The organism is Ruegeria sp. F12, from assembly GCF_056533885.1.
The window spans coordinates 43838-68204 of sequence record NZ_JBQFOV010000009.1 but is presented as its reverse complement, the minus strand read 5'-3'; the positions used below and the strand labels follow the sequence as shown (position 1 = coordinate 68204).

General features: G+C 60.3%; 29 protein-coding genes. 9 read left to right on the top strand and 20 right to left on the bottom strand.

Annotated features, from left to right (window positions below):
• Positions 1–5: 5 nt before the first annotated feature.
• Complete coding sequence (locus ACR0CA_RS13280) at positions 6–581, bottom strand: TIGR04282 family arsenosugar biosynthesis glycosyltransferase (RefSeq protein WP_480899510.1); 576 nt, start codon at positions 579–581, stop codon at positions 6–8.
• A 1-nt stretch (position 582) separates the two neighbouring features.
• On the bottom strand, positions 583–1722 hold the full coding sequence (dapE, locus tag ACR0CA_RS13275) for a succinyl-diaminopimelate desuccinylase (protein ID WP_480899508.1): 1140 nt from the start codon (positions 1720–1722) through the stop codon (positions 583–585).
• A 207-nt stretch (positions 1723–1929) separates the two neighbouring features.
• Between dapE and ACR0CA_RS13270 the strand changes: the two genes are divergently transcribed.
• The gene (locus tag ACR0CA_RS13270; RefSeq protein WP_170783110.1) at positions 1930–2988 is read left to right on the top strand and encodes a transporter substrate-binding domain-containing protein; all 1059 of its coding nucleotides are present in this window, start codon (positions 1930–1932) and stop codon (positions 2986–2988) included.
• Here ACR0CA_RS13270 and ACR0CA_RS13265 read toward each other — a convergent pair.
• On the bottom strand, positions 2985–3329 hold the full coding sequence (locus ACR0CA_RS13265) for a hypothetical protein (protein ID WP_170775019.1): 345 nt from the start codon (positions 3327–3329) through the stop codon (positions 2985–2987). The two genes, ACR0CA_RS13270 and ACR0CA_RS13265, sit on opposite strands and share 4 nt — an antisense overlap.
• 95 nt (positions 3330–3424) lie before the next feature.
• Between ACR0CA_RS13265 and ACR0CA_RS13260 the strand changes: the two genes are divergently transcribed.
• Positions 3425–3760 (top strand): cupin domain-containing protein, encoded by a 336-nt coding sequence (locus ACR0CA_RS13260; RefSeq protein WP_170791301.1) that lies wholly within the window; start codon positions 3425–3427, stop codon positions 3758–3760.
• 55 nt (positions 3761–3815) lie between these two features.
• Here the strand turns inward: ACR0CA_RS13260 and dapD are convergent, their stop codons facing one another.
• The 3 genes from dapD to ACR0CA_RS13245 all read right to left on the bottom strand — a co-directional run bounded on the left by dapD (position 3816) and on the right by ACR0CA_RS13245 (position 6326).
• Positions 3816–4643: a 2,3,4,5-tetrahydropyridine-2,6-dicarboxylate N-succinyltransferase gene (dapD, locus tag ACR0CA_RS13255; protein WP_170783112.1), complete on the bottom strand. Its 828-nt coding sequence runs from the start codon at positions 4641–4643 to the stop codon at positions 3816–3818.
• Between the two features lie 127 nt (positions 4644–4770).
• Positions 4771–5370 carry a GntR family transcriptional regulator gene (locus ACR0CA_RS13250; RefSeq protein WP_480505189.1) on the bottom strand — a complete coding sequence of 200 codons (600 nt, stop codon included), beginning with the start codon at positions 5368–5370 and terminating at the stop codon, positions 4771–4773.
• A gap of 44 nt (positions 5371–5414) precedes the next feature.
• Positions 5415–6326 (bottom strand): threonine/serine dehydratase, encoded by a 912-nt coding sequence (locus ACR0CA_RS13245; RefSeq protein WP_480505187.1) that lies wholly within the window; start codon positions 6324–6326, stop codon positions 5415–5417.
• 79 nt (positions 6327–6405) lie between these two features.
• Here ACR0CA_RS13245 and ACR0CA_RS13240 point away from each other — a divergent pair, with 79 nt between their 5' ends.
• Together ACR0CA_RS13240 and ACR0CA_RS13235 are read left to right on the top strand one after the other, a co-directional pair.
• On the top strand, positions 6406–7248 hold the full coding sequence (locus ACR0CA_RS13240; RefSeq protein ID WP_480860199.1) for an LOG family protein: 843 nt from the start codon (positions 6406–6408) through the stop codon (positions 7246–7248).
• A 3-nt stretch (positions 7249–7251) separates the two neighbouring features.
• The gene (locus ACR0CA_RS13235) at positions 7252–8349 is read left to right on the top strand and encodes a cystathionine gamma-lyase (RefSeq protein ID WP_480899504.1); all 1098 of its coding nucleotides are present in this window, start codon (positions 7252–7254) and stop codon (positions 8347–8349) included.
• Here ACR0CA_RS13235 and ACR0CA_RS13230 read toward each other — a convergent pair whose 3' ends face one another.
• Entirely contained in the window at positions 8350–8733 is a 384-nt protein-coding gene (locus ACR0CA_RS13230; protein ID WP_480899502.1) for a hypothetical protein, read from the bottom strand.
• 154 nt (positions 8734–8887) lie between these two features.
• On the opposite strand from ACR0CA_RS13230, the gene ACR0CA_RS13225 reads away from it, so the two are divergent.
• Positions 8888–9805 carry a DnaJ C-terminal domain-containing protein gene (locus ACR0CA_RS13225; protein ID WP_480860203.1) on the top strand — a complete coding sequence of 306 codons (918 nt, stop codon included), beginning with the start codon at positions 8888–8890 and terminating at the stop codon, positions 9803–9805.
• Positions 9802–10143 carry a hypothetical protein gene (locus ACR0CA_RS13220; protein WP_480899500.1) on the top strand — a complete coding sequence of 114 codons (342 nt, stop codon included), beginning with the start codon at positions 9802–9804 and terminating at the stop codon, positions 10141–10143. The genes ACR0CA_RS13225 and ACR0CA_RS13220 overlap by 4 nt, the downstream gene beginning before the upstream one ends.
• A 6-nt stretch (positions 10144–10149) precedes the next feature.
• Here the strand turns inward: ACR0CA_RS13220 and ACR0CA_RS13215 are convergent, their stop codons facing one another.
• From ACR0CA_RS13215 to ACR0CA_RS13195, 5 genes are all read right to left on the bottom strand, one after another.
• Complete coding sequence (locus ACR0CA_RS13215; RefSeq protein ID WP_480899498.1) at positions 10150–10776, bottom strand: cytochrome P460 family protein; 627 nt, start codon at positions 10774–10776, stop codon at positions 10150–10152.
• Positions 10777–11012: 236 nt separating this feature from the next.
• Positions 11013–12200, bottom strand: a complete 1188-nt coding sequence (rlmN, locus tag ACR0CA_RS13210; protein WP_170783118.1) for a dual-specificity RNA methyltransferase RlmN — start codon at positions 12198–12200, stop codon at positions 11013–11015.
• 79 nt (positions 12201–12279) lie between these two features.
• Entirely contained in the window at positions 12280–12657 is a 378-nt protein-coding gene (locus tag ACR0CA_RS13205) for a lysozyme inhibitor LprI family protein (RefSeq protein ID WP_170791317.1), read from the bottom strand.
• A 110-nt stretch (positions 12658–12767) separates the two neighbouring features.
• Complete coding sequence (locus tag ACR0CA_RS13200; RefSeq protein ID WP_170774922.1) at positions 12768–12935, bottom strand: hypothetical protein; 168 nt, start codon at positions 12933–12935, stop codon at positions 12768–12770.
• A 172-nt stretch (positions 12936–13107) separates the two neighbouring features.
• Complete coding sequence (locus ACR0CA_RS13195; protein ID WP_170774923.1) at positions 13108–13641, bottom strand: invasion associated locus B family protein; 534 nt, start codon at positions 13639–13641, stop codon at positions 13108–13110.
• A gap of 178 nt (positions 13642–13819) precedes the next feature.
• On the opposite strand from ACR0CA_RS13195, the gene ACR0CA_RS13190 reads away from it, so the two are divergent.
• Positions 13820–14818: an asparaginase gene (locus ACR0CA_RS13190; RefSeq protein ID WP_480899495.1), complete on the top strand. Its 999-nt coding sequence runs from the start codon at positions 13820–13822 to the stop codon at positions 14816–14818.
• A gap of 3 nt (positions 14819–14821) precedes the next feature.
• Here ACR0CA_RS13190 and ACR0CA_RS13185 read toward each other — a convergent pair whose 3' ends face one another.
• The 8 genes from ACR0CA_RS13185 to hutI form a co-directional block, all read right to left on the bottom strand.
• Complete coding sequence (locus ACR0CA_RS13185) at positions 14822–15142, bottom strand: YciI family protein (protein WP_480505175.1); 321 nt, start codon at positions 15140–15142, stop codon at positions 14822–14824.
• A 33-nt stretch (positions 15143–15175) separates the two neighbouring features.
• Positions 15176–15604 carry an SRPBCC family protein gene (locus ACR0CA_RS13180; RefSeq protein ID WP_170783122.1) on the bottom strand — a complete coding sequence of 143 codons (429 nt, stop codon included), beginning with the start codon at positions 15602–15604 and terminating at the stop codon, positions 15176–15178.
• Entirely contained in the window at positions 15592–15921 is a 330-nt protein-coding gene (locus tag ACR0CA_RS13175; protein ID WP_480899493.1) for an ArsR/SmtB family transcription factor, read from the bottom strand. The genes ACR0CA_RS13180 and ACR0CA_RS13175 overlap by 13 nt, the downstream gene beginning before the upstream one ends.
• 46 nt (positions 15922–15967) lie before the next feature.
• The gene (gene serB / locus ACR0CA_RS13170) at positions 15968–16846 is read right to left on the bottom strand and encodes a phosphoserine phosphatase SerB (RefSeq protein ID WP_480899491.1); all 879 of its coding nucleotides are present in this window, start codon (positions 16844–16846) and stop codon (positions 15968–15970) included.
• A 70-nt stretch (positions 16847–16916) separates the two neighbouring features.
• Positions 16917–18599, bottom strand: a complete 1683-nt coding sequence (gene hutU / locus ACR0CA_RS13165) for a urocanate hydratase (RefSeq protein WP_480899489.1) — start codon at positions 18597–18599, stop codon at positions 16917–16919.
• Positions 18596–19414, bottom strand: coding sequence for an N-formylglutamate deformylase (gene hutG, locus ACR0CA_RS13160; RefSeq protein ID WP_480899487.1), 819 nt, complete (start codon positions 19412–19414; stop codon positions 18596–18598). Before hutG ends, hutU begins: the two co-directional genes overlap by 4 nt.
• A complete protein-coding gene (gene hutH, locus ACR0CA_RS13155; protein ID WP_480899486.1) occupies positions 19414–20943 on the bottom strand; it encodes a histidine ammonia-lyase in 1530 nt (509 codons plus the stop codon). Before hutH ends, hutG begins: the two co-directional genes overlap by 1 nt.
• Positions 20940–22148 carry an imidazolonepropionase gene (gene hutI, locus ACR0CA_RS13150; RefSeq protein ID WP_480899484.1) on the bottom strand — a complete coding sequence of 403 codons (1209 nt, stop codon included), beginning with the start codon at positions 22146–22148 and terminating at the stop codon, positions 20940–20942. Before hutI ends, hutH begins: the two co-directional genes overlap by 4 nt.
• A gap of 81 nt (positions 22149–22229) precedes the next feature.
• Here hutI and ACR0CA_RS13145 point away from each other — a divergent pair, with 81 nt between their 5' ends.
• Together ACR0CA_RS13145 and ACR0CA_RS13140 are read left to right on the top strand one after the other, a co-directional pair.
• Positions 22230–23585 carry a formimidoylglutamate deiminase gene (locus tag ACR0CA_RS13145; RefSeq protein ID WP_480899482.1) on the top strand — a complete coding sequence of 452 codons (1356 nt, stop codon included), beginning with the start codon at positions 22230–22232 and terminating at the stop codon, positions 23583–23585.
• Positions 23586–23609: 24 nt separating this feature from the next.
• Complete coding sequence (locus tag ACR0CA_RS13140; RefSeq protein WP_480899481.1) at positions 23610–24314, top strand: GntR family transcriptional regulator; 705 nt, start codon at positions 23610–23612, stop codon at positions 24312–24314.
• Positions 24315–24367 lie beyond the last annotated feature (53 nt).

Genomic DNA, 24367 nt, shown 5'->3' with positions numbered 1-24367 from the left:
ACGGTTCAGGGTTTCAGATCCGCCACCGTGTCCACATCACGCAACGGGTCCAGCAGCGACACCCGCGCGCCGGGGATCGATGCCAGCGTATCCGCCAGTGCATGTTCGGTGGACCAGCGCACATTGCTAAATAGACCGTCGGGCAGCGCACCGTTTCTTTGCGCGCCCACCAGCCAATACCCGCCATCGGGCGCAGGGCCGAACACCATCTGCGCTCCGCCAAGCGCTGTGAACGCGCGGGCAATATGGCTACGCGTGATGCCCGGAATATCCGCCCCGATCAGACAGACGGGTCCTTTTGGCATCCCGCGCAACATTCGCCCCATCCGGTCACCCAGATCTCCCCGCCCTTGCGCTGCGCGCGGCAGGTCGGTGGGCCAGATGCGGCTGGTCAGCCCTTCGCGGTCGGGCGAAACCGCGAGCACGATCTGCCAGCGCGGGTCGCGCAGCCGCCGGATCAGGTTTCGGGTCTGATGGCGAAACCACCACGCTGCACCAACCATGCCGATATCCCGACCCAGCCGGGTTTTCACCCGACCCGGTCGCGGCTCTTTGACCATGATCACAAGGGTGCGCTGCATCTCAGGCGAAATAGTCCCGCAGGATGCGCGTATAAATCGCCTTGAGCTGTTCGATCTGGGCTACCTCGACGCATTCGTCCACCTGATGCATCGTGCGGCCCACCAGCCCGAATTCCACCACCGGGCAGTGATTTTTCACAAATCGCGCGTCCGAGGTGCCGCCCGTGGTCGACATCTCGGGCACCACACCGGTTTCCGCCTCAACCGCCTTGGCGACCAGTGCGGACAGGGGCCCCGGCGGGGTCAAAAAGCTCTCGCCCGAGATCTTGATGCGCAGGTCGATCTCAACCCCGAACTCATCGGCCACGGCAGCGGCCTCGGCCCGCAACCAATCGCTGAGGCTGGCCCCGGAATGCAGATCATTGAACCGGATATTCACAGCCCCAGTAGATTGCGCGGGGATCACGTTGGTTGCCGAGTTGCCCGTGTCGATCGTCACCACGGCCAGTGTTGAGGCGTCGAAATGGTCCGTACCCTGATCCAACTCGTGGCTGGCCAACCGGTCCATCAGCCGCGCCATTGCGGGCATCGGGTTCTTGGCGCGGTGCGGATAGGCCGCGTGGCCCTGAACCCCGGTCACGGTGAACCAGATATTCATCGAGCCACGCCGCCCGATCTTCATCATCTCGCCCATTGTGTTCGGGCAGGTCGGCTCACCAACCAGACAAACCGACATCTTTTCCCCGGCGCTGTCCATATAGTCCAGCAGGGCGGTCGTGCCGTCCAGCGCGTCGCCCTCTTCATCGCCTGTAATGGTCAGGATCACGGCCCCATCGGGGGGTGTGTCGCGCACGAAATCAACCGCGGCAGCAGCGAAGGCCGCCACGCCGGACTTCATATCCGTGGTGCCACGCCCATACATCACACCGTCTTTCACCTGCGCCCCGAAGGGCGGCGTGGTCCATGCGGCCTCATCGCCGACGGGAACAACATCGGTATGGCCGTTAAAACCAAAACTACGCGGATGCGCCTTGTCGCCCCAACGGGCGAACAGGTTGCTGACCCCACCGCGATCAACGCGGGTACAGTCAAAGCCTGCGCCGGACAGCAGATTTTCCAGCAGAACCAGCGCTCCGCCCTCCTCGGGTGTGACCGATGGGCAACGGATCAGCTCCGCCGTCAACTCTACCGGGTCTGTCATCTTTGCCCCTTTCCCATTCCTCACACGCAGGTTCGCGCACAGATTCAACGAATTGGCCCAATTGCCAACCCCTGAGTCGGCCACTTCACCTCGTTTTTTGACAGAACTCTCGGGGTGATACCCCAACAAAACATCAGGTGTGACCCAGCGACCACCTTGTCCCACCCGATAAATTCGCGTTACAGGGCCGCGAAACAGGTAATTTTGATGACTCGCATTCTTGTCACATGGATCTGCCTGACTTTCGCGGTTCTCGCACAGCAAAGCCAGGCGCAGACATTGTCGGTCACCACCGTGACCCGTCCTCCGTTCTCATATGTCGAGGATGGGGCGGATGTGGGATTCTCGATGGACCTGCTGGCTGCTTTGGCCGAGGCCCTGAGCTGGGACTACGAGATCGACCGCGTGGACGGCTTCGGCGACATGCTGGTTGCGGTGCAAGACGGCACGTCTGATCTGGCCATCGCCAATATCTCGATCACCGCCGCGCGTGAAACGCAGATGGATTTCAGCCAACCGATTTTCGAGGCCGGTTTGCAGATCATGGTTCCCTCGGACGCGGTGCGACGCCCGTCTCTGCTGCAAGCCTTGCTGTCGGTTGAGCTGTTCATCGCCATCGGGCTGGCCTTTGCCATCCTGCTGGGCGGAGGGATGCTGATGTGGGTGTTCGAGCGCCGCTCGCAGCCCTATTTCGACCGCAAGCTAGATGAGGCATGGTTTCCGTCCTTCTGGTGGGCGCTTAATCTAGTCGTGAATGGCGGGTTCGAGGAACGGATGCCGCGCACCCCCTTTGGCCGCCTGCTGGGCGTGGTGCTGGTGGTGTCGTCCCTGTTCATCGTTTCGGTGTTCACTGCGCGCATCACCTCGGTCATGACGGTGGATGCGATCAGCGGCAACGTGAATTCGGTCAATGACCTTTATGGCAAGCAGGTCGGCACGATCTCGGGCTCGACCGCTGCCAGTTTCCTGAACCGGCGCGAGATCGAGTTTGCAGGCTATGACAGTCTTGATCCCTTACTGGCCGCGTTCGAGGCCGAAGATTTGGACGCCGTCGTGTTCGATGCCCCGATCCTGTCCTACTATGCCACGCATCAGGGGCGCAGGTTCGCTTCGATGACCGGCGGTATTTTCCTGCGCGAAAACTACGGGATCGTTTTCCCGACCGGCTCGCCCTTGGTGGAAGACGTCAATCAGGCATTGCTGGCCCTGCGCGAAGACGGCACCTATGACGAGATTTACCGAAAGTGGTTCGGCGCGCGGAACTAGACCGCGTCTTCATCCCCGAAAAACGGCGTCATCTGAGCAACAATGACCGCGTTCTCGTCCAGCGCACGTTGCATCAGGGCACGCTCATCCGGGTCGATGTCGTGGCCCTGCGCTTCGCGCTCGGCCAATGTGCCATAGCCGGTCACGTCCAAAGGCGCGGTGTCGGCTTGTTTCAGGATCGCTACGGTTTCGCGCACCGCCTCGGCCTCATCCACACCGCTGGCAAAGCACATCAACGCCGCCCCGGTCGCGCCTTCGGGCAGGCCATCGCCTTCTTTGCGGCCGATCTGCACAAGCAGAGTGTAAACTTGCTGACGGGAGGGTTTCTTTTGCTTTTCCATGTTGGGGGCCATAGCTGCGCGCCCCTGTCCGGTCAAGCGATTGCATGAAGGCGGGCATCTGGCCATAGTGACGCCATCAGCCAAGAGGGGGCCATATGACCTATCCAGATTTCATTACCAATTTTCCCAGCCTCGACGTCCCGTTCCCCGAGGACGTGGTACAATCCGCCGTGATCCGCTCGGACGCCGGTTTGGTGGCATTTTTTACCTTTTTGCAAGACTTCGAACTGCCCATGCATTCGCACAAGGCGCAATGGGGCACGGTCATTGAAGGCGAGATCGAATTGACCATCGGGGATGAGACACGCATCTACCGACCCGGCGACAGTTACTCGATCCCTTCAGGTGTGGAACATGGCGGTAAGATTAAGGCCGGGTCGCGGGTGATCGACGTGTTCGAGGAAGCCGACCGCTATCCGGTCAAGGGCTAACAATAAAGGCCGCAGCGCGGGGCTGCGGCCTGTATTCGACTGGCGCGGGGTTTATTTAGTCGCGCAGCAGTTCATTGATCCCGGTTTTCGAGCGAGTCTTTTCGTCCACCCGCTTCACGATCACAGCGCAATAGAGGCTGATGTTGTTCTTGGTCGGCATAGAGCCAGCAACGACCACCGAATAGGGCGGCACTTCGCCGTAGGTGACCTCACCGGTTTCGCGGTCGACGATCTTGGTTGATTTGCCGATGAACACGCCCATGCCCAGAACCGAGCCTTCGCGGACGATGCAGCCCTCGACCACTTCCGACCGGGCTCCGATAAAGCAGTTGTCTTCGATGATGGTCGGGCCGGCCTGCATCGGCTCCAACACGCCACCAATGCCGACGCCGCCCGACAGGTGGACGTTCTTGCCGATCTGCGCGCAGGACCCAACGGTGGCCCACGTGTCGACCATCGTGCCTTCGTCAACGTAGGCGCCGAGGTTCACGAAAGACGGCATCAGAACCGCGCCGGGCGCGATGTAGGCTGATTTGCGGACCACACAGTTGGGCACGGCGCGGAAGCCTGCGGCTTTCCACTGGTTCTCACCCCAACCGGCGAACTTGCTGTCCACCTTGTCCCACCAGCCACCGGCCTGTGGGCCACCGGTCTGGATTTCCATGTCCTTGATGCGGAAGCCCAGCAAGACCGCTTTCTTGGCCCACTGGTTCACGTGCCAGTCTCCACTGTCCAGCTTTTCAGCAACACGCAGCGTGCCGCTGTCCAGCGCGTTCAGCGTGTCTTCGATGGCCTCGCGTGTTTCGCCGGTGGTGGCGGGGGTGATGGTATCGCGTGCCTCCCATGCGGCTTCGATGGCGGCTTCCAGTTGCGCGTTGGACATTTCGGGGCTCCCTGACGAATCTGTTCACGTTGGTGTTGCCTATACGCAGCCGAAAACAATGACGCAATGCGACGAAGGCGGGTGCGTTTACGTCAGGACATCGACACTGCGGTGTTTTGCGGGCCGTCTAGCTTGCCCGCCTGATATGACGCACCAAAATTGAAACTGCCCCTGCCGTGTCTTTCTTCTGGATCGCCTGCATCAGCGCGGCGTGGTCGCTGTCGACCCGCTGCTCCCATTTCGGCCGCCAATGCGCGAACAGATAGCGCGCGCTGGCGATGTGCAGATCGTCGATTGTACGCAGCAAACGCGGCAACCCGCAGGGCGTCAGAATGGCACGATGAAAGGCGCGATTTCTGGCTTCCCATTCCGGCATGGTTTCAGCCGCATCACAGGCAAGTCGCGCCTCTTCTGCACGTACCAGGGCATTAGGTGTCAGGTTCTGTACCGCGTATTGCAGCGCCAGAGGCTCCAGCGCGACGCGCATCTCGATCACTTCGCGCATCTCAACCGGGTCCAGCGCTGTTACGCGCATTCCACGACGGGGTTCGCTTTTGGCCAGCCCATGGGCCTGCAACCGCAGCAAGGCCTCGCGCACCGGCACATGACTGGTGTCAAAGGCCCGTGCAATATGATCCTGACGCAGCTTTTCCCCAGCGGTCAGTGCGCCAGTTATGATCTGCTGGCTTAGGCTGTCGTAAATGGTGTCGGCAATGGTCGCGCTCATGAAAAATAGATAAAATCCGACCCCAAAGATCACAAGCCGCATTCTCAGCCCATCAGCGGGTCGGGTGAAATATTGCCCCCGCACACCAGCACGGCCACTTTTTCCCCCGGCGCGGGCTTATACGCGCCAGAGATCAACGCCGCCAAAGCCGCAGCACCTGCCGGTTCGACCAGAATCCGATGCGCTTGCCAAAGCCGCTTTTGCGCATCGGCAATGGCCGCATCGCTGACCAAGACCGAGGTCATGCCCTGCGCCAGACCAAAACAAATCGATCCAATCCGCCGCGCGCCCAGCGCATTGGCCGCAATACCCGAGACCGAGACATCGACTGGCTCCCCGGCCTGCAATGCGGCATTCAAAGCGCATGAGGTCTCGGGCTCGACAGCCACGACCTTGCGCGCACCTTGCAACCACGCTAGCGCCCCGGCGATCAGCCCTCCGCCACCAACGGCGACCAAAACTGTGTCGGCTTGTAGGCCTTGCGCCTCCCATTCGGCGAAACACGTGCCTTGCCCGGCGACGGTGCCCGGCGAGTCATAGGCGTGGATCTGCATCGCGCCGGTCTGCGCCTCATGATCTTGCGCCGCCGTAAGCGCGTTCGCATATTCGCCGGACACAACACTCAGGTCCGCTCCCGTTTGTTCGATCAATGCGATTTTGGACGGACCCGCCAGTTCAGGTACGAAAATCTTGGCCGGATAGCCCAGCGTCTGCGCCGCATAGGCCGCCGCTGCCCCGTGATTGCCACCCGATGCGGCCACGACACCGGCCGCGGGAACATCCATGCTGAGCAACGTATTAAATGCCCCGCGCGCTTTGAAGCTGCCAGTGTGCTGCATATGCTCCAGCTTCAACTCAATCGGGTAGCCCGGAACGCGGCTCTCCATCACGGGTGTAACCTGTGCGTACCCAGCGATCCGGTCTGCGGCTGCTGAAATTTCGTTCTTCCAATTCATTCTTGTACTTCCGTGACTGGCGCTCTGACCGCGAACCCTATAGCTGTTTTGCAAACACGCAAGCAGGGAAACCTCACATATGAGAGAAGACCGCCACAGTCCATTTCGCGACGCGCAGACCGACCGCTCGACCGCGAGCGAGGTGCCGGACACGCCGCAGACACGCTCGCCCGCCTATCGTCTTGCCTTTGCCGATGACGAGTTTCTGTGCCGCGATGAGCTGCGCCCGGTACGCCTGCAACTGGAACTTCTCAAGCCCGAGATGATCATGTCCGAACGCGAGATCACCTCGACCATTGTCATGTTCGGCGGCGCGCGCATCCCGGAACCGTCGCAAAAACACACTGCGCGCACGAAAACTCTGGCTGGCTTGTCTGAGTATTATGACGAGGCGCGCGAATTCGCCCGGCTGATGACCGAGAAGTCGAACCAGACAGGCTGCCGCGAGAACGTGATCGTCACCGGCGGCGGCCCCGGCGTGATGGAGGCTGGCAATCGCGGCGCGCAGGACGCGGGCGGCTGTTCCATCGGGCTGAATATCGTGCTGCCGCATGAACAGGCGCCGAACCTCTACGTGACGCCGGAACTCAGCTTCAACTTCCACTATTTCGCCATCCGCAAGATGCATTTCCTGATGCGCGCCCGGGCCATCACCATCTTCCCCGGCGGCTTTGGCACCATGGATGAGCTGTTTGAATCCCTGACTTTGATCCAGACCGGCCGGATGGACCGCGTGCCCTTCCTGCTGTTTGGCCGAGAGTTCTGGGAAAAGGTCATCAACTGGGAGGCACTGGCGGATGCGGGCACCATCTCGGAAGAAGATCTGGACCTGTTCCGTTTTGTAGACACCGCACAAGAGGCTGTCGACATCATCGAGAACTGGGAACCCGCCCCGCCCCGCGACGACATTCCGGGGCGCTGAGAGATGGCCCCCAAACCCGGAGAGATGCTGCACCTGCGCGGCAATGCCCTGAATGCAGGCGACCCTGTGGCGCTGCCGCTCACGCAAAGCAGCATGTACCACCTGCCAGGCGCGCCGGATGGCCTGCCGACCTATGGCCGCGTCGACAACCCCACATGGGTGCATCTGGAACATGTTCTGGCCCATCTGGAGGACGCGCCTTGCCTCGTGTTCCCCTCGGGCATGGGGGCGATTTCCGCCGCTTTGTTTGCCACCATCAAGGCCGGGTCGCGCATCCTGATCCCGTCCGACGGCTACTATGTCACCCGCGTGCTGGCGGATCGGTTCCTGTCGGGTCTGGGTGTGTCCGTCACCGAACGCCCCACGACCGGTTTCACTGAGGGCGGGTTTGAGGGGTTCGATGTGGTCTTTGTCGAAAGTCCCTCGAACCCCGGTCTGGACATGATGGACTTGCCCGCGATTGCACAAGCAGTACGCGCAGCCGGAGGGATCACGATTGCTGACAACACCACCATGACCCCGCTGGGCCAGCGCCCGCTGGATCTGGGCGTGGATGTGGTTGTCGCCTCGGACACCAAGGCGATGGGTGGGCATTCCGACCTGCTGATGGGCCATGTCTCCAGCCGCAATCCGCAGATCATGGAGCGGGTCGAGGAATGGCGCAAAGTCTCTGGCGCGATCCCCGGCCCGCATGAGGCATGGCTGCTGAATCGCGGGCTAGAGACGCTGGATGTGCGGTTCGACCGGATGTGCGCCTCGGCGCAGGTACTGGCCGAGCGGCTAGCGGATCACCCTGCGGTGAAAGCTATCCGCTATCCCGGTCTGCCCTCTGACCCCGCGCACGCGCTGGCCAAAGCGCAGACAACGCGGTTCGGGTTTCTGTTGTCGATCACGCTGGACAGTGAAGACAAAGCCGAAACCTTCATCAACGCCTGCCCGATGCTTCGTCCTGCCACATCCTTCGGAGGCGTCCACAGTTCAGCCGAACGCCGCGCGCGCTGGGGCGACGATGTGGACCCGGCCTTCATCCGTCTATCGGTCGGGTGTGAACCGGTCGAGGAATTGTGGCAGACGATCAACGACAGCCTTAACGCGTTGTGATTACTTTTTGGGCTCGCGTAGTTCCGTGAACACGTAGATCGGCAGCACGATGCTGGCGATCAACGCCCCCAGCCAGACCAGCAGGGTTGAGGCCAGCAGGTTGGAAATCCCGCCCACAGTCAGGCCGTTTGTGATCAGATCGGTTAGCAACAAGCCGACAAAGGTCACGATCAGCGCGATGCCACCCTTGATCGCAGGCGCGCGCTTTGCGCCCAGTTTCAGGATCAGTGGCTCGGCGACCAATTGAATAAGCGTGAAAACGATCACCACCACGATGAACGAGATCGGCCGGATCGCAAATTCAGGCAGCAAGATCGCCGCCAGCAGCAAACCGATGGCATTCCCAGCCAGCAGGGCCAGAACGGACTTGAGTCTGCGCGTCATTAAAGTCTCCGTCAGCAATCAATTCAAAACATGCAGATATTAGCAGGATTAAGCGATTTAGCGAGGTATTTCAAAAGCCTCTTTCTTTTGGGTCTTTGAAATCGCATGATAAAACCCAAGTATCAAGGTCAGACCCCCACCGACGAGAGGTGAGATGAGCGACGATCCCTATACCGTTTTAGGTGTTGCCAAGGATGCCAGCGACGCCGAGATCAAGAAAGCCTATCGGCGTATCGCCAAGGACTGTCACCCCGATCTGAAACCCGGCGACGCCGAGGCCGAGGCAAAATTCAAAGCCGCAGCCGCCGCTTATGATCTGCTGAAAGACCCGGAGAAACGGGCGCAATACGATCGGGGTGAGATTGACGCCTCGGGCCAGGAGCGTCCGCAACAACAATACTATCGTGACTATGCCGAGGCTGCCGGAAACCCCTATCGCGGGCGCGCGGCAGACCCGGACGATATGTCGGACATCTTCGCCGAATTCATGCGCGGGCGCGCCAACTATGGTCAACGCAGTCAGGGGTTCCATGCGCCGGGGCATAACCGCAGCTACAGCCTGCAGATCAGCTTTCTGGACGCTGTGTTTGGCGCCAGCCAGAAACTGACATTGCCTGACGGCGACCGGATCGAGGTTAAGATCCCGGCAGGCATTACAGACGGCCAAACCATCCGACTTCGCGGCAAGGGGGATCCCGGGTTTGGCGACGGGCCTGCAGGTGATGCTCTGGTCACCGTGACAGTCGCACCTCATCCGGTGTTTGAACGTCAGGGTGATGACATCCACATTACCCTGCCCATCACCATTGACGAGGCTGTTCTGGGCGGCAAAGTCCCCGCGCCAACTATTGACGGCGGCGTCAACGTCAGCGTGCCGCCCGGCACCAGCAGCGGCAAAACCTTGCGGTTGCGGGGCAAAGGGGTCAAAAAACGCGGCTCTTCCGACCGGGGCGACCAACTGATCGAATTGACCGTCGCCATGCCGGACCAGATCGACGATGACCTAAAGGCTTTCATGGAAACGTGGCGTGACACACACCGCTATGATCCTCGCAAAGGAATGCCGTCATGACCCGCACCCTGACCGAATCCGAAGTGATCGCAACCGTGACTCGCCTGACCTCAGCCCGGTTGACCGAGTATCTGGCCGCCGAAATCGTGATCCCTGAAAGCACCGAACAAGGGCTGGTCTATCATAGCCTTGACGTGGCCCGACTAGAGCTGGCCTGCGAGTTACACGACCAGTACGAGATGGAAGCAGATGCACTGTCGATGATGATCTCGCTGATCGACCAGATGCACGGGTTGCGCGCCGAACTGCGCGAGGTGCTGAACGCCGTCGAATCGCAGCCCGAGCCCGTCAGGCAAAGCCTGGTCGACGTGATCGGCACCGCCCGGTTCGGGCGATAGGAAAGCTCAGTTCTGCACCAGATTCTCTTCGGGCACGTAGAATGTATAGTCCCTATCCGCCACGGCCTCGTGACAATCATGGCAATAAGACACGGCGCTGGCGCGGTCGCCCATCGTGTCGCCAAAGACCGACCCGTCCGGCATCACCATGATATAGCGCCAATCTGCCGTATCCGGGCTGGCGCCTTCGGCCAGTTTCTCCATCACGAACAAGGCGCCGGGATGGGTGTTGCCCTCATCCGTGACAGTCATGCTGTCCTTGGCCAACACCGACCCCAAAGGCAGCTTTTCACCCGGTTGCAGCGTGCCGTAATTGTGCGCCATCCGGTTGGCATAGCTGTTTACGAACCGCCTGCCATGGGTTTCCGAGATATAGGGCGCATCGTTGAACAAAGGCCAGTTCTGATAATTTCGCAGCTCATCCATCTGCGCGGCGGCGTACCCCCGCGCCATCCGGCGCTGTAATGAGGCATAGATACCCAGCGCCTCTTCCTTGGTTAGATCCGCCGGGTTTTCGATCGCAAGATGCGCGTTTTCACCATTCGACTGGGCCGCGACTCCGGTCGCCACCAAGCCTGCCAATCCTAACCCCAGTAGAATTTTGCGGTTTTGTCGTATCAATTGCACAAACATTCATATGGCCTATCTGTTCAATTCGGTTCACAGAAACGCCGCACGTCTTGTGAGTGGCTATTAGATAGCGGCCATGGGTCTTCTCGCCATCACGGGGCACTCGACTCTCACCCCATTGTGCATGGATGTGAGCGCAGTACCCAAGTTTTGACCTGGCAAACATACCAAAAAACGCATGCAATAGACAGACGCAGACGCATTAAATCTGTTTATGGGGCGATCAAATTTTATGCTTACTATCCGTCGAGGCCCGCTTCGGCTGCAATTTGCTTGCGCGACTTGCGCGCACGCTCGGTTGCGGATTTCAACTGACCACAGGCTGCCATGATGTCCTCGCCCCGCGTTTTGCGGATGGGGGAGGCATAACCCGCCTGATAGATGATATTCGCAAACGCCCGGATCCGGTTGTTCGAGCTGCGCTTATAAGGCGCGCCTGGCCATTCGTTGAACGGGATCAGGTTGATCTTGGCCGGGATGTTGTGGCGCTTGATATGGTCAATCAACCTATGCGCGTCGGCGTCGCTGTCATTGACGCCATCCAGCATCACGTATTCGAACGTGATCCGCTCCGAATTAGACGCCTTGGGATAGCTGGCCAGTGCGTGTAGCAGCTCTTCAATATTCCAGCGCTTGTTGATCGGCACCAGCACGTCGCGGGTCTCATCCGTAGTGGCGTGGAACGAGATCGCCAGCAGGCAGCCGATTTCTTCCGCCGTGCGGGCAATCTCGGGCACCACACCGCTGGTCGAAAGCGTAATCCGACGGCGGGACAGGGAAATTCCCTCTGGGTCCATGGCGATCTTCATCGCGTCGCGCACGTTGTCAAAATTGTAAAGCGGCTCGCCCATGCCCATCAAAACGATGTTCGACAGCAGGCGTGTTTCGTCTTTGGGCGCACCGGGGGTGGGCCATTCGTCCAGATCATCGCGAGCCATCATCACCTGACCCACGATCTCGGCCGCGGTCAGATTGCGCACCAGTTTCTGTGTGCCTGTATGGCAGAAAGAACAAGTCAGCGTGCAGCCCACTTGCGAGGAAATACACAGCGTGCCGCGATCGTCCTCGGGGATATAGACTACCTCAACCTCGTGCCCGCCGGCGATGCGGCACAGGTATTTTCGGGTGCCATCCTCGGACACCTGCCGTGTTACGACCTCGGGAATTTCGATCACAAAGCTCTCGGCCAGTTGGGCCCGATAGGCTTTGGCGAGGTTTGTCATCTGCGCAAAATCGCGAACACCCCATTGATAGATCCACTGCCAGATCTGCCCGGTGCGCATCTTGGCCTGTTTCTCGGGCGTGCCATGTGCGACCAGCGTCGTGCGCAATTGGTCGCGAGTCAGACCGACAAGGTTAACCTTCCCCTCGGGCAGCTTGCGGGGGATGGTCATGACGTCTTGAGTGATCGGCGCTTTGGGCGACATGGGGCTATCTCAACGGATTCTGGCTTGGGATGCGCCTCTATATAGGACCTAGCGCAAAGATCAAAAGAAATCGTCGCGTTTAATTCGCGTAGCGCAGCAATTCGTCCACACGTGCCCGGCCCAACTCTACCCGACAGGCGGTAATGCCAATGCCGGTACCTGACCCACCACCGAACGACGCGCCAACAGCCTCGCATTGGGCATCGCGGTAAGCCAGCCACGCGGTCTGCGCGCTGTCCAACGCGGGCACTGCCACAACACGTCCGGTAACATCATCCAGTTCTTTGGCCGATTGCATGGCAATGTTGTAACTTGCATCTATCGCCTGATTGACGCGGTCCTCCATCGCGCCCACGCATGCGCCAATCTCTATCTGAGAACCAGCATCCAGACATTCTAGAGTTGGATCAGCACTGGCAGCGGAAGACAGAAACAAAATCAAAAATGCAAAGCGCATCGGGCAGCCCCCTGTTGGTTGCCCAATACTAGCACAGGCCCGGTTTTACCCCAAAGCGTCGAAGCCCCAGACACGACGACATGGCCGTGCTACGATGGGACCCGCATGCGTCAAATGCCCGGTGGCACGATATTGCAATCCGTTGCGTCCAGCGTTTGAACCGGATCATCCGGCCCGCATTGCTCGCCCGTGACCGGATATGTGTCGGCCTCTTTCTCGCAAGCACTCAGGATAAGGGCGACCATCATCAAGAGAGCGGTGAGTGATTTCGTTTGCATGTCGGGCTCCTTCCCTAGTTCAGAGCTTTATACATGCAGATATTTGCATTCATTTCTTTGACTGGAATCAAATTTCGAATACGAATGCCGCCTCCAGAACGCTGCACAATGCCCTGCCACAACGCAAAAACCCCGCCAGACTGGCGGGGCAGCGATCAGGCAAATGCCCAGTCTAGTTGGTGCAGCGCGTCTCGGCGTCTTCAATCGCAGCGGTGAACCCCAGCAGCGAGAACGTGTCCTTGGTCTGCGTCCCACGCTCCGAGCGCGCCGTCAGGACGGCCTCGGTCCCGCGCTTCATGGCTGCGACCACCTTCAGGTCTTCACCTTCGGTTGCGGGCCACGCCCATTCACCTTCGGTGATCAGCTCGAACTTGGTGCCGTCGATATCAAGATTGACAGTCGATCCCGGTGCAAATGGATAGCCGCCCGTGAACGTCACCTGCCCTTTGACCTCGGCGTTGGGGCGGTAGAACACGAACAGCAGAATGTCGCTGCGCCGTACCGACACGACCCGCCCACCGCGGGTGTTCACGGTTTCCTTGGGGGCGGAAACGCTCCAGCATTCAGTCGGGTCATCCTCGACGAAGACGCTCCAGTCCGTTTTGGCTGCAACCCTGTTCGTGCTCGTCGCCTGTTGTGCAGTTGCCGTTGTTGCCAATCCTGCTATGCACAGGCCCGCGATCACGCGGACAAGCTTTGATCCCATCGTCCAGCCTCCTAGCTCGACCCATTACCTCATACCCACCGGAAATGCGTGCGGACCCTGCCTGATCCGTCTGTACGTTGCGTCTTCCGATGATTGCCGACATACACACTGTAACGCAGGTTTCGCCACAGGCGAAAGAGCGATTGGCAGAATTTTGCGCATGTTAAGGAATGTTCTAATGACACAAGCCGTACCAATGACAGAACTGTGGCGCGGACCGCTGTTGGAAAGCCTACATCTTGGGCATGCGGTGATCTGCGACGATACCGGCCAGATCGTTAAAAGTTGGGGGAATCCGAACGCTGTGATCTATCCGCGATCCTCGGCCAAGATGATTCAGGGGCTGCCTCTGATCACTTCGGGTGCAGCGGCGAAATACGGGCTGACCTCGGAACATCTTGCACTGGCCTGTGCCTCGCACAGTGGAGCGCATATTCATACCGATCGCGTCTCAGCCTGGTTGGACCACCTGGGTCTGGCGGAACCCGATCTTCGCTGCGGCCCGCAAGAGCCACAGGACATGGCTGCGCGCGACGGGTTAATATTAGCCGATGACACGCCATGTCAGATTCACAATAACTGTTCGGGCAAGCATTGCGGGTTTCTGACCGTTGCTCAGCATATGGGCGCCGGACTGGAATATCTGGAAATCGACCACCCCGTACAACAGGCCTGCCTGTCCGCGCTTGAGGAAACGACGGGCGAGACCAGCCCCGCCTACGGCATCGACGGCTGCTCAGCCCCGAACTTTGCGACCTCGCTGGTCGGGTTGGCGCGTTCGATGGCGTGGTTTGCCAGCGCCGCGGATCGGTCGGACCGGGCCAGCGACGCGGCGCAACAGCTGACGGCCGCAATGATGAAACACCCCGAGCTGGTCGCCGGTGAAACCCGCGCCTGCACCGAACTGATGCGCGCCATGGGTGGTCGCGTTGCCATCAAAACCGGTGCCGAGGCTGTGTTCATCGCAATCCTACCCGAAAAACGCATGGGCGTGGCATTGAAGATCACCGACGGCACCACCCGCGCCAGCGAATGCGCCATTGCCGCGGTTCTGGTCAGCTTGGGCGTGCTGGAGGCCGACCACCCGGCCACCCGCAAATTTCTGAACGCCACGCAATACAGCCGTCGAGGGCTGGAATGCGGCGTGATCAAACCCGCGCCGGGGTTCCCCAGCTAAAGGCTACATCTCAATCTCGTGAATCTCGGCCACTTCGACCGAGCCGGACCCGTTGACAACCATCGGGCAACCCTTGGCCATCTCGGTCGCAGCATCCATGCTTTCGGCTTTGACAACTGTGAAGCCCGAGGCCGGATTGGCGCCGCCATTGTCAACAACACCGCTGCTGCTGACGGTGTAAGACTGGCCAACCGGGTTTCCGGGGATGTCCAGTGCCTCGCCCATTCCGCCAAACCAAGCGCCCCAGGCGGCCATGGTCGCTTCGATTTCAGCGGGGTCGGTCGGGGTATGACCACCGTGATAGACAAATAGAAACTGTGGCATTTATTTCCTCCCTTATGCCTTCGTGATGAAAAACTAGGCCAGCTGTGCGGCCAGCTTGTTCAGCGTCGACGTCCAGCCTTTGGTGTGGTTCGCTGCGATTTCGTCATCGCCCAACTCGCGGTGGTCGATGATCAACTTTGCACCCTCTTCTGCTGCCTCGACCACCAACATCACATGGCTTTCGGCTCCGCGCTGGTCCTGATCGTCATGCCAGCCCCATGTGAACCCAACCGATTTGGGCGGATCGACATGCGTCACATGACCCGAAACCTTAAACCGCTGCCCTTCGCCATTTTGCATCACCGAATACCACGGACCCGTGCGAGAGAAATCCAGGTTGTGCTCGGGCACATGCATCCCTTCGGGTCCCCACCACTGCAGAAGCTTGTTGGGGGTGCTGATCCACGCATACAGATCGTCCGGTGCAAGCGGGTAAGCGCGCTCCAGTTTCAAATCGGCCATGAGGTCTCCTTTTCGATTGCATCACCCAGACGGTCCAGGCTGCTTTCCCAGAATTGACGTTTCGAGATGGTCCACTCCGCAATCGCGCGCAGCCCCTCGGGGCGGATCGAATACATCCGCTGGCTGCCCTGCACGCGCTGATTTACCAGCCCCGCCTCGCGCAGCAGTTTCAAATGGCGCGAGATCGCGGCGCCGGACATACCGCGTCCTTCGATCAGGTCTCCGGCAGGTAATTCTCCATCCTGCATAAGCTGCTCGACGATGGAAAATCGCGTTGCGTCAGACAACGCGGAAAATGTGGTCAGAAGGGTGTTCATGACCATTGTTTAACATTTTTGTTAAATAAAAGAAAGCCGCGCCGTGCTAACGGGCCGCAAACTCAGATCGTGCATAGCCTTGCAGGAACAACAAAGCCGTGAGATCTCCGTGGTTTACCCGCACCTCACACTGTTCCGCGACCGAAGGTTTCGCGTGCAGCGCCACCCCGGTTCCGGCCCGTCCCAGCATACCCAGATCATTCGCGCCATCGCCCACGGCGATCACATCCGATTCGGACAGACCCAACCGCTCGGTAATCTGCTCCAGAGCATCCACCTTGGCCTGACGTCCCAGAATGGGACGCGCGACATCGCCAGTCAGCTTACCGCCCTCGGCCAGCAGCGTGTTTGCACGGTTCTCATCAAAGCCCAGTTCGGCCCCGACCTTGGACGTAAACGCCGTGAACCCTCCTGAAACCAGCGCGGCATAACCACCATTCGCGCGCATCGTGCCAACCAGTTCCTTGCCGCCGGGCATCAGGGTAATACGCTCGGCCAGGACCTTGTCGATCACGGCCTCGTCCAAACCTTTCAGCAACCCGACACGCTCGGTCAGAGCGCCCTCGAAGTCCAGCTCGCCGTTCATGGCCCGCGCTGTGATGTCCTTGACGCGCTCGCCTACGCCTGCCTCATCGGCCAGTTCGTCGATGCATTCTTGCTGAATCATGGTGCTGTCCATATCGGCCAGTAGCATCTTCTTGCGACGCCCCTCGGCGTGTTGGACCACCAGATCTACACCCATGTTCTGCAAATCGGCCCACACGTCCCACTGATTGTCCGGCAGGCCCGCCAGAGAAAACTCTGCCGCCTCATCCGGGCTCAACCACTGAACGTCACCCCCGCCCCAGGCATTGCGCAGGGAGTCGACCAGTGTCTGTTCCAGCGCATTTTTGTCAGGGTTGGTCAAAAGGGTGGCAACGTACATCTTCAATCTCCGGCAAGCTCACCTGCGGGATATCGCAGGTGCAGCATTTTCGCCAGAGGACAGATGCGCCCTAGCCCAGAATACCCGGCAATCGCAGCCCATGCGCACGGGCGCAATCCTTCGCCGCATCATATCCGGCATCCGCATGCCGCCACACGCCCGAGGCCGGATCGTTCCACAACACCCGCTCTAGCCGCCGCGCGGCGTCCTCGGTCCCGTCAGCGCAGATCACCACACCCGCGTGCTGACTGAAGCCCATGCCAACGCCGCCTCCATGGTGCAGCGACACCCATGTCGCCCCGCTGGCCGTATTGATCAACGCATTCAGCAAAGGCCAGTCGCTGACGGCATCCGAGCCATCCAACATCGCCTCGGTCTCGCGGTTCGGGCTGGCAACAGAACCGCTGTCCAAGTGATCCCGCCCGATCACCACGGGGGCCTTTAGTTCACCATTAGCCACCATCTCATTGAAGGCGAGCCCAGCGCGATGCCGATCCCCAAGCCCGATCCAGCAGATGCGCGCGGGCAGACCCTGAAATGCGATGCGGTCCTGCGCCATATCGAGCCAGCGGTGCAGGTGCTCGTTTTCTGGGAACAGTTCCTTCATCTTGGCGTCGGTTTTGTAGATATCTTCGGGGTCGCCGGATAGGGCGCACCAGCGGAACGGGCCGATCCCTTTGCAGAACAGCGGGCGTATGTAAGCAGGTACAAAACCGGGGAAGGCAAAGGCGTTTTCCAGCCCTTCATCCTGCGCCACCTGCCGGATGTTGTTGCCGTAATCCAGTGTCGGCACGCCTGCATTCCAGAAATCAACCATGGCCGCCACATGCTGTTTCATAGACGCACGTGCGGCTTTTTCCACCGACTTAGGCTCTGTTTCGCGCTTTTCCCGCCACTGTGCCATGGACCAGCCGATAGGCAGGTATCCATTGATCGGGTCATGGGCGCTGGTCTGATCGGTAACGATATCGGGGCGCATGCCCCCCTCGGCCATGCGACGGTAGATCTCGGGGAAAACCTCGGCGGCATTGCCCAGCAGACCGACGGATTTCGCCTCGCCGGCTTTGGTCCAGCGGTCGATCATCTCAAGCGCTTCGTCCAGCGTCTCGGCCTTTTCATCCAGGTATTTGGTGCGCAGGCGGAAGTCGATGCTGTCGGGGTTGCATTCCACCGCCAGACAACAAGCCCCGGCAAAGACGGCCGCCAGAGGCTGCGCGCCGCCCATACCACCCAAGCCGCCGGTCAGAATCCACTTGCCGGTCAGGTCGCCGCCATAGTGCTGACGCCCGGCCTCGGCAAAGGTCTCATAGGTTCCCTGAACGATGCCCTGCGTGCCGATATAGATCCACGAACCGGCCGTCATCTGGCCGTACATCATCAGGCCCTTCTTATCGAGTTCGTTGAAGTGATCCCAGTTGGCCCAATGTGGCACGATGTTTGAATTGGCGATCAGAACGCGCGGTGCATCCTTGTGGGTGCGGATGATGGCCACGGGCTTGCCGGACTGGACAATCAGAGTCTCATCCTCTTCCAGATCCTTCAAACCCTCAACAATAGTGTCGAAATCCTGCCATGTACGAGCTGCGCGTCCGATACCGCCATAAACCACCAACTCATGCGGGTTCTCGGCCACGTCCGGGTGCAGGTTGTTCATCAGCATCCGCAAAGGCGCCTCTGTCATCCAGCTTTTGGCGTTCAACTCGGGGCCAGTGGGCGGATAGATATCACGGGTGTTTTTGCGTGGATCGCTCATGTCTGGGCTCCTTGATTGGTCAGTGCCCCCGATCGGGCGAGGTCATTGAGGCGGGTGAGCATGTCGGTGAGATAAGGCCGCAAGGCCACAGCCCGGTCCGCGCGCCACGTCCATGGCGGCGCTTCGTCCATGTAAGAGCGCTGCGCCAACTCCATCTGGATCGCGTGGATATTCTGATCTGGTTGCCCATAGTGGCGGGTTGTCCAACCACCGCGAAAGCGTCCGTTCAGCACCGCGGGCATCCTTTCGGCACCCTCAGCCACCCCTTGCACGGCCTGTTCGATGACGCGTGCGCAACTTTGACCGTCATTCGTGCCGGTGTTGAAAACGGGTAATTCCCCTTCGAACAGAAACGGAATTCGGGACCGGATCGAGTGGCAATCGAACAGGATCGCCACCCCATGACGCGCGCGCACGCGGTGCAGTTCTTGCAGCAGCGCGGCGTGATACGGCGCATGATAGGCGTGACGCCGGGATTCGATTTCATCTGCCGAAGGCTCTTGCCCATCGGCCCAGATCGGTTGACCGTCGAAATCGGTCAGCGGAACCAGCGTCGTCGTGTTCTGACCGGGATAGAGCGACACACCGTCGGGATCGCGATTTGCGTCGATGACATAGCGATGGATATTGGACTGCACTACCGTCGCATCCGTAAATACCCTATCATAGAGCCTGTTGATGTGCCAATCCGTGTCCGCAATCCCCCGGCCAATGTCGTTCAACCGCGCTGCGATGTCATCGGGCACATGGGTTCCGCCATGAGGCTGACCCAGCACAATCGGGCTGTCACCGGACCGGACCGAGACCACCTGCATCAGAACAACTCCGGCATGGGCTGTTTGACCGCGTCCAACACGCACCCATCGGCAATCAGCACCTTCGCCTGTTCAAGCTCTGGCGCCAGATAGCGGTCCTCGGACAGCGCCGGGATATCGGCGCGCAGCCGGGCTACGGCCTGCTGCAACGGGGCGCTTGTTACCAGCGGGGCGCGGAATTCCACGCCTTGGGCTGCACACAGCATCTCGACCCCCAGGATATAGTTCAGGTTCTCGACCATCCGCGTCAGCCGTCGCGCGCCGTGGGCCGCCATCGAGACGTGATCCTCCTGATTGGCCGAGGTCGGCGTGCTATCCGTCACGCAGGGGTTGGCCAGATGCTTGTTCTCGCTCATCAGCGCCGCAGTTGTGACCTCGGCAATCATCAGGCCCGAGTTCAGCCCCGGTTCGTGCGTCAGGAAGGGCGGCAAATCAAAGCTCAGCGCCGGGTCGACCATCAGGGCGATGCGTCGTTGCGCGACGGCTCCGATCTCGGACAGGGCCAACGCGATCATGTCGGCGGCAAAGCCCACGGGTTCGGCGTGAAAATTCCCGCCCGAGACAATCGCGTCCTCCAGAACCAGCGGGTTGTCGGTGGCGGCGTTGGCTTCGACTTCAAGCGTGGCCGCCGCTTGGCGCATCACATCCATGGCCGCGCCCGTGACTTGCGGCTGGCAACGGATGCAATAAGGGTCCTGAACCCGCGTATCGCCATCACGGTGACTTTCGCGAATTTCCGACCCGTCCAGAACCGCACGCATGGCGCTGGCAGCCTCGGTTTGGCCGCGATGGCCACGCAAGGTGTGGATTTCGGGGCGCAACGGCGCGGTCGAACCCATGATCGCGTCGGTCGACAGGGCAGACACCACCAATGCGTTTTGCGCAGCACGCCAGGCCTGAAACAGCCCTGTCAGTGCAAATGCAGTCGAGAACTGGGTCCCATTGATAAACGCCAGCCCCTCTTTCGGGCCGAGTTGAATCGGCTCTAATCCGGCCTTTTTGAGCGCATCAAGTCCCGGCAGGACGGTCCCCTCCACCTCGGCCTCACCCGCACCGATCAGCACGGCAGTCATATGGGCCAAGGGGGCCAGATCGCCCGACGCCCCGACCGATCCCTGCGCCGGGATGACAGGTGTCACACCACGTGCCAGCATTTGCTGGAGCAGCTCGATCAAATCCCAACGCACGCCCGAGGCCCCACGGCCAAAGGACGACAGCTTGAGCGTCATCATCAACCGGGTCACGCGGCGCGAGATTGCGGGACCGACCCCGCAGCAATGGCTGAGGATCAGGTTGCGTTGCAGGGTAGACGTATCCTGCGCCGCGATTTTGTGGCTGGCCAGTTTGCCGAAGCCGGTATTGACACCATAAACAGGGTCTGCGCCTTGCGCGGCGGCCTGCACGCGGTGGGCTGCGGCCTCGACCGCAGGCTTGCATGCGGGGTCCAACGTCACGGTGGCATCCTGCCAATACACCTGCGCCAAATCGGTCAGAGTGACCGCGCCGGGGGTCAGAGTCAGCTCGGTCATTCCGATCCTCCAAACAGGCGCGCGTGCAAGGGGTTGAAGCCAATGCGATAAGCCAGTTCCGCCGGATGAGAAACATCCCAGACCGCAAGATCAGCCCGCAGGTCCGGCGCAATTTGCCCGGTATCCGCCAGCCCCAAAGCGCGCGCAGCGTTTCGGGTTACACCGGCCAACGCCTCTTCCGGTGTCAGGCGGAACAGGGTGCAGGCCATGTTCATAGTCAGCAAAAGCGAGGCCAAAGGTGACGAGCCCGGATTGCAATCCGTCGCCAGCGCAATCGGAACATCTCGGTCACGCAGCAGTTGGACCGGAGGCTTCTGGGTTTCCCGCAAGGTATAGAACGCGCCGGGCAGAAGAACCGCAACCGTACCCGCTTCCGCCATGGCCAAGACGCCATCGTCATCCAGATATTCCACATGATCCGCCGACAGCGCCCCATAGGCTGCGGCCAATTTGGCACCACCCAGATTGGAGAGTTGCTCGGCGTGCAGTTTGACGGGCAAACCAAGCTCCCGCGCCACATCGAACACCCTGGCGATTTGGGTCGGGTTGAAAGCTATGCCCTCACAGAACCCGTCCACCGCATCAACCAGACCTTCGGCATGGGCCTTACGCAGGGCGGGAATGCAAACCTTGGTCAAATAGGCGTCGGGATCCGCGCGGTAGTCCGGCGGCGCGGCATGTGCGCCCAGAAAGCTGGTCTTGACCCGCACCGGCCGGGCCTGCCCGATCCGCCGTGCGACGCGTAGTATCTTAAGCTCGGTCTCGACATCCAAGCCATAGCCGGACTTGACCTCGATACAACTGACGCCCTCGGCCAGCAGTGCATCCACGCGCGTCAGGGCATCTGCCAGCAGCGCCTCTTGGCTGGCTGAACGCGTGGCGGTCACGGTGGACAGAATCCCTCCTCCGGCGCGGGCGATCTCCTCATAGCTGGCCCCGTTCAGGCGCATCTCGAACTCGGCGGCACGGTTGCCACCGAACACCACATGCGTATGCGCATCAATCAGCGCTGGCGTGATCAGCCGGTCGCCAAAATCCTGAACCGGCCAATCCGCATAATCCGAGGGCATATCCGCCAGAGTACCCACCCAGACGATCCGCCCCCCATCGACAGCGATTGCTGCGTTCTGGCACAGGCCATACGGCGCCGCGTCCTCGACCATGGTTGCCATATGCGCACTTAGAAGAACCGATTTTTTTGCCATGAGGATTCTTTTGGGCTCCCTTTCTTGTCGCTTTTTAAGTATACGTATAAAATATTAAAGTCTACACAAAATGGAATCCCAATGACTGTGCACGCCAAAAGCGCTCTGATCGGCTCTGACTGGGTCTCGGACCTTAGGGTCGAGGTGAAAGAAGGCCGGATCAGTCGGGTCGAAACCGGCGCGCGGCCTCAGCCGCAGGACGATCAGGTGGACGTTCTGTTGCCCGCTTTGGCCAACCTGCACAGCCACAGCTTTCAACGGGCCATGGCTGGAATGACCGAAACCCGCGCCGCCGGGCGGGAAAGCTTCTGGACATGGCGCAACCTGATGTACCGCTTTCTTGACCGGTTGACGCCCGACCAGATCGAAGCCATCGCAGCTTTGGTTTTCATGGAGATGCAAGAGTCAGGCTATGCCTCGGTCGGTGAATTTCACTATGTCCACCACCAACCCGGCGGGCAGCCCTACGAGACCCGCTCGGAACTGAGCCAACGTATATTTGCCGCTGCGCAACAGACCGGAATAGGCCTAACCCATCTCCCGGTGCTTTACACCTATGGCGGCGTTCAGCAAGAGCCGCTTGCGGGCGGGCAGTTGCGGTTCGGTCATAGCGTGGACGCCTATCTGCGCCTGGTCGAAGATTGCCGCAAAGGGGCCCCGCTTCCCGACAGCCTTGTGGGCATTGCGCCCCATTCCCTGCGTGCAACTTCTCCTTCGGACTTGCAGACCCTGTTGCAAGCGGCACCGCAGGGCCCGGTACATATCCACATCGCTGAACAAACGCAGGAGGTGCGAGATGCGCAGACCGCATTGGGCGCGACGCCCGTGTCTTGGCTGTTGGACAATGCCGATGTGAATGACCGCTGGTGCCTGATCCATGCGACTCATATGACCGACGCGGAAACGCAGGCCATGGCGCGCTCGGGCGCTGTTGCCGGGCTCTGCCCGATCACCGAGGCCAATCTGGGTGATGGGATCTTCAACGGCGCGGTTTATATGCAGGCGGGCGGACGGTTTGGGGTCGGGTCGGATTCGAACGTCCGGATTTCCCTGTCCGAGGAATTGCGGATGCTGGAATATTCCCAACGTCTTCGCGACCGGGAACGCACGGTTCTGGTTCAGCAGGCCGGATCGGTGGGCCACGCGCTTTATACCTGCGCAGTTGAGGGTGGCGCGCAGGCCCTGTCGCGGGATGCAGGGCAGATTGCGGTGGGTAAACTGGCCGATATGGTCGCCATCGACCGCACCCATCCGACCCTTTGCGCCTTGACCGACGATCAGTTGCTGGACGGGTTGTGCTTTGCCGCCCATGACGGGGTCGTGACCGATCTGTGGTCTGCCGGGCGGCATATGGTGCGGCAAGGCCGCCACGTGAACCGCGACCAGATCATTTCTGCCTACAGGGTAGGAATTGCCGATCTTTTGTCCGCGGTCTAGAACGCATCCGAAAGCCGAGGGTACATGCCGCAATCAACCGAGACCACCAGCTACAAAGACATCAAGAAAACTGTTTTGGCACGCATCCGCTCGGGCGAATGGCAGCCCGACTCGTTGTTGCCCAACGAACAGGATTTGGCAGCTGAATTCTCCTGTACCCGCACAACCGTCAACCGCGCCTTGCGGGAACTGGCGGATGAAGGCTATCTGGAACGCCGCCGCAAGGCTGGCACCCGTGTACTCAGCGCGCCTCAGCGGCAGGCACGTTTCAGCATACCCATGGTCCGGGACGAGGTCGAAGCGACCGGTGGCACCTATCGCTACGCGCTGGTCTCAGCCGAGACGACCGTCGCCCCGGATTGGCTGACCGCGCGTCTTGTTTTGCGGCCCAACCAAAGCACGGTGCATGTGCGATGCATGCATTTTTCAGGCAATACCCCGTTTCAATACGAAGACCGCTGGATCGTGGTGGACAGCGTGCCACAAGTGGCGCAGGCGGATTTTTCGGCAATCGGCCCGAATGAGTGGCTGATCCAGACCGTGCCGTTCACCAATGTGGAACTCAGCTTTCTAGCCAGCCGGGCGGACGCGACCGTCGCCCGTTTTCTGGACCTGCCTGAAGGTGAGCCGGTGTTTACCGGTGAACGCATCACATGGTTGGAGGGGCAACCCGTCACCTACGCCAAAATGTATTTCGGCGCCGGATACCGGATGACCACCCAGTTCTGAGCGCGTCAAATTGGGCTTTACCACTGTGCCAATCCACGCCAGATTCGCAGGCA